The organism is Azospirillum sp. TSO5, assembly GCF_003116065.1.
Lineage (GTDB): Bacteria > Pseudomonadota > Alphaproteobacteria > Azospirillales > Azospirillaceae > Azospirillum.
Window position 1 is genome coordinate 1 of sequence record NZ_LGQY01000094.1, and the last position, 3,653, is coordinate 3,653.

5 protein-coding genes are annotated in these 3,653 nt (G+C 66.5%); 4 read left to right on the forward strand and 1 reads right to left on the reverse strand.

The window, feature by feature from the left end; genetic code table 11:
• From TSO5_RS22550 to TSO5_RS22565, 4 genes are all read left to right on the forward strand, one after another.
• A partial coding sequence (locus TSO5_RS22550) for an ATP-binding cassette domain-containing protein (protein WP_109153734.1) occupies window positions 1-552 on the forward strand: 552 nt, incomplete at its 5' end.
• Window positions 545-1,282, forward strand: a complete 738-nt coding sequence (locus TSO5_RS22555; protein WP_109153735.1) for an ABC transporter ATP-binding protein — start codon at window positions 545-547, stop codon at window positions 1,280-1,282. The genes TSO5_RS22550 and TSO5_RS22555, both read left to right, overlap by 8 nt.
• Before the next feature lie 14 nt (window positions 1,283-1,296).
• Window positions 1,297-2,184 (forward strand): branched-chain amino acid ABC transporter permease, encoded by an 888-nt coding sequence (locus TSO5_RS22560; RefSeq protein ID WP_109153736.1) that lies wholly within the window; start codon window positions 1,297-1,299, stop codon window positions 2,182-2,184.
• Window positions 2,185-2,277: 93 nt separating this feature from the next.
• Window positions 2,278-3,162: a branched-chain amino acid ABC transporter permease gene (locus TSO5_RS22565; RefSeq protein ID WP_247870901.1), complete on the forward strand. Its 885-nt coding sequence runs from the start codon at window positions 2,278-2,280 to the stop codon at window positions 3,160-3,162.
• A gap of 37 nt (window positions 3,163-3,199) precedes the next feature.
• Here the strand turns inward: TSO5_RS22565 and TSO5_RS22570 are convergent, their stop codons facing one another.
• Complete coding sequence (locus TSO5_RS22570; RefSeq protein ID WP_109153738.1) at window positions 3,200-3,490, reverse strand: hypothetical protein; 291 nt, start codon at window positions 3,488-3,490, stop codon at window positions 3,200-3,202.
• Window positions 3,491-3,653: the final 163 nt, after the last annotated feature.

The window sequence follows — 3,653 nt, forward strand, 5'->3', positions numbered from 1 at the left end:
GACATCACCCGCACCAAGCCGGCCGACATCGCGCTGATGGGGCTGGTCCGCTCCTTCCAGATCTCGGCCGTCTTCCCGCACCTCAGCGTGCTGGAGAATGTCCGGGTCGCCCTGCAACGCCCGCTCGGCACCAGCTTCCATTTCTGGAAGTCCGAGTCGTCGCTCTACGACCTGCATGACCGGGCGCTGGAACTGATCGAGGCGGTCAACCTCTCCCCCTGGGCCAACCATCTGGCGGCTGAGCTGCCCTATGGCCGCAAGCGCGCGCTGGAGATCGCCACCACGCTCGCGCTCGACCCGGAGGTGATGCTGCTGGACGAGCCGCTGGCCGGCATGGGCCACGAGGACATCGAAGGCACCGCCGCTCTCATCAAGCGCGTCGCCGCCGACCGCACCGTGCTGATGGTGGAGCATAACCTGTCGGTCGTCGCCCACCTGTCGGACACCATCACCGTTCTGCGTCGCGGCGAGATCCTGGCGGAGGGACCCTACGAGGTCGTCTCGAAGAACCCGCAGGTGATGGAAGCTTATATGGGGACCGGACATGCCTGACGGGATGCAGACGAAGACCGCCCACACCGGAACGGCGATGCTGGAGATCGCCGACCTGCACGGCTTCTACGGCGAAAGCCATGTGCTGCACGGCGTCAACCTGGAGGTGCGGCAGGGCGAGGTGGTGACGCTGCTGGGCCGCAACGGCGCCGGCAAGACCTCCACCATGCGCGCGATCATGGGGATCATGGGCAAGCGCACCGGCTCCATCCGCTTCCAGGGGCAGGAGCTGATCGGCATGGCCCAGCACCGCATCCCGCGGCTGGGCATCGGCTATGTGCCGGAGGAGCGCGGCATCTTCTCCAGCCTCAGCGTGGACGAGAACCTGACGCTGCCGCCGGTGGTGAAGGACGGCGGGATGACGATCCCGCAGATCTACGACCTGTTCCCCAACCTGAAGGGCCGTGGGAGCACGCAGGGCACGCGCCTGTCGGGCGGCGAGCAGCAGATGCTGGCGATTGCCCGCATCCTGCGCACCGGCGCCACCATGATCCTGCTGGACGAGCCGACCGAGGGTCTGGCTCCGGTCATCATCGAGCAGATCGGCGTCGCGGTGCGGGCGCTGAAGGCGCGCGGCTTCACCATCGTGCTGGTGGAGCAGAACTTCCGCTTCGCCTCCACCATCGCCGACCGCCATTACGTGATGGAGGAGGGCCATGTGGTGGACATGATCCCCAACGACCAGCTCAACGCCAACATGGACAAGCTCCACACCTATCTCGGCGTGTGAGCGGGAGGACAATCATGTTCCAACTCCTCGGCGTCCCGCCCCAAGTCCTGTTCGGGCAGCTTCTGCTCGGCCTGATCAATGGTTCCTTCTATGCGCTGCTCAGCCTTGGGCTGGCGGTGATCTTCGGCATGTTGAACGTCATCAACTTCGCCCACGGCGCGCTCTACATGGTCGGCGCCTTCGTGGCGTGGCTGCTGCTGACCTCTCTCGGGCTCGGCTACTGGTGGGCGCTGGTGCTGGCGCCGCTGGCGGTCGGGCTGCTGGGCATCGCGCTGGAGAAGTCGATGCTGTCGCGGCTGTACAAGCTGGACCATCTCTACGGCCTGCTGCTGACCTTCGGCCTCGCCCTGATCCTGGAAGGCGCCTTCCGCCACCAGTATGGCGTGTCGGGCCAGCCCTATCCCATCCCCGACGCGCTGAAGGGCGGGCAGAACCTGGGCTTCATGTTCCTGCCGAACTATCGCGCCTGGGTGGTCGTCGCCTCCCTCACCGTCTGCTTCGGCACCTGGTACGCCATCGAGCGGACCAAGCTCGGCGCCTATCTGCGCGCGGCGACGGAGAACCCGACGCTGGTCCAGGCCTTCGGCATCAACGTGCCGGTGATGGTGTCGCTGACCTACGGCTTCGGCGTGGCGCTGGCCGGGCTGGCCGGGGTGCTGGCCGCACCGATCTACCAGGTGTCGCCGCTGATGGGCTCCAACCTCATCATCATCGTCTTCGCCGTGGTGGTGATCGGCGGCATGGGATCGATCCTGGGCGCCATCGTCACCGGGCTGGGGCTGGGGCTGCTGGAGGGGCTGACCAAGGTCTTCTATCCGGAGGCGTCCAACATCGTCGTGTTCGTCGTGATGGCGATCGTTCTTCTCATCAAGCCCGCGGGCCTCTTCGGACGGGAGCGCTGATCCATGACCGTCGCCAGCAACTCCACCACCATCGCCATGCGCGGGTCCTCCCGCGGCACCGGCACCGTCCTGATCGCCGGCGCCCTGCTGCTGATGGCCGTCGCCGCCCCCTTCGTGCTGTATCCCGTCTTCCTGATGAAGGTGCTGTGCTTCGCGCTGTTCGCCTGCGCCTTCAACCTGCTGATCGGCTATGCTGGGCTGCTCAGCTTCGGCCATGCCGCCTTCTTCGGCGGGGCGGCCTACATCTCCGCCCACACGGTGAAGGTCTGGGGCTGGGCGCCGGAGTTCGGGCTGCTCGCCGCCACCGCGGTGGCCGGGGCGATGGGTCTGGTCTTCGGCCTGATCGCCATCCGCCGTCAGGGCATCTATTTCGCCATGATCACGCTGGCGCTGAGCCAGATGATCTTCTTCCTGGCGCTGCAGCTTCCCTTCACCCATGGCGAGGACGGCATCCAGGGCGTGCCGCGCGGCACCCTGTTCGGGCTGTTCGACCTGAACCAGCCGCTGACCATGTACTACACCGTGCTGGCGATCTTCGTCGGCGGCTTCGCCCTGATCTGGCGCACCGTGCATTCGCCCTTCGGGCAGGTTCTGAAGGCGATCCGCGAGAACGAGCCGCGCGCGATCTCGCTCGGCTACTGCACCGACCGCTACAAGCTGGTCGCCTTCGTGCTGTCGGCCTCGCTGGCCGGGCTTGCCGGCGGGACCAAGGCCATCGTCTTCCAGCTTGCCTCGCTGACCGACGTGACGTGGCAGATGTCGGGCGAGGTGGTGCTGATGACGCTGCTGGGCGGCATGGGCACGCTGCTGGGGCCGGTGGTCGGTGCGGCGCTGGTCGTCACGCTGGAAAGCTATCTGGCGGCGACCAGCCTGCCGGTGCCGGTCGTCATCGGCTGCATCTTCGTCGTCTGTGTCCTGGTCTTCCGCCGCGGCATCGTCGGCGAACTGTTGCACCGGCTCCAAAGCCGGGCGAAATGACCGGCGGACGCGCTGGTGGGCGGTCCACCACACCGCCTCAGGCCGGGATCCGCTGCCAGCCCAGGCGTTTGTAGCGCGCCTCCAGGATGGTCGGCGTCGCGCAGGCGTAGCCGAACCAGAGCCCCAGGAGCATGAGGATCCCGGTGGGCCAAAGCAGCAGGGCGATGACTGTCAGCACGGCGTGGATCGCGGCGTGGATCCATTCGCCCTTGGCGGCGAAGTAGAACGGACCGCCCAGGAACGCCCAGACCCCTGCCCTGTTGGACACCGCTTCCGTCTGGCCGGTCGCAGGGTTCTGGAAAATCATGGCCGATGACGGCGGTGCCATGCTCGTCTCCTTGGATTGCCGATCTCACTTTCGACGACAACACCGGCACCCGTCGCCTCCGCCGCGCGGCTTTCCCGCATGGTGGGGTCACTACACGAAAGTGATCAGATTGTCCGGGATGTGAGAACGGACTGGGAACTCATGCTGCAAGCAAGGACTGCAT

What these genes read in the sequence shown, in the direction of transcription:
- TSO5_RS22555 (WP_109153735.1), top strand. Translation starts at nt 545, where the DNA reads ATGCCTGACGGGATGCAGACGAAGACCGCCCACACCGGAACGGCGATG.
- TSO5_RS22570 (WP_109153738.1), bottom strand. Translation starts at nt 3,490, where the DNA reads ATGGCACCGCCGTCATCGGCCATGATTTTCCAGAACCCTGCGACCGGC.
- TSO5_RS22560 (WP_109153736.1), top strand. Translation starts at nt 1,297, where the DNA reads ATGTTCCAACTCCTCGGCGTCCCGCCCCAAGTCCTGTTCGGGCAGCTT.
- TSO5_RS22565 (WP_247870901.1), top strand. Translation starts at nt 2,278, where the DNA reads ATGGCCGTCGCCGCCCCCTTCGTGCTGTATCCCGTCTTCCTGATGAAG.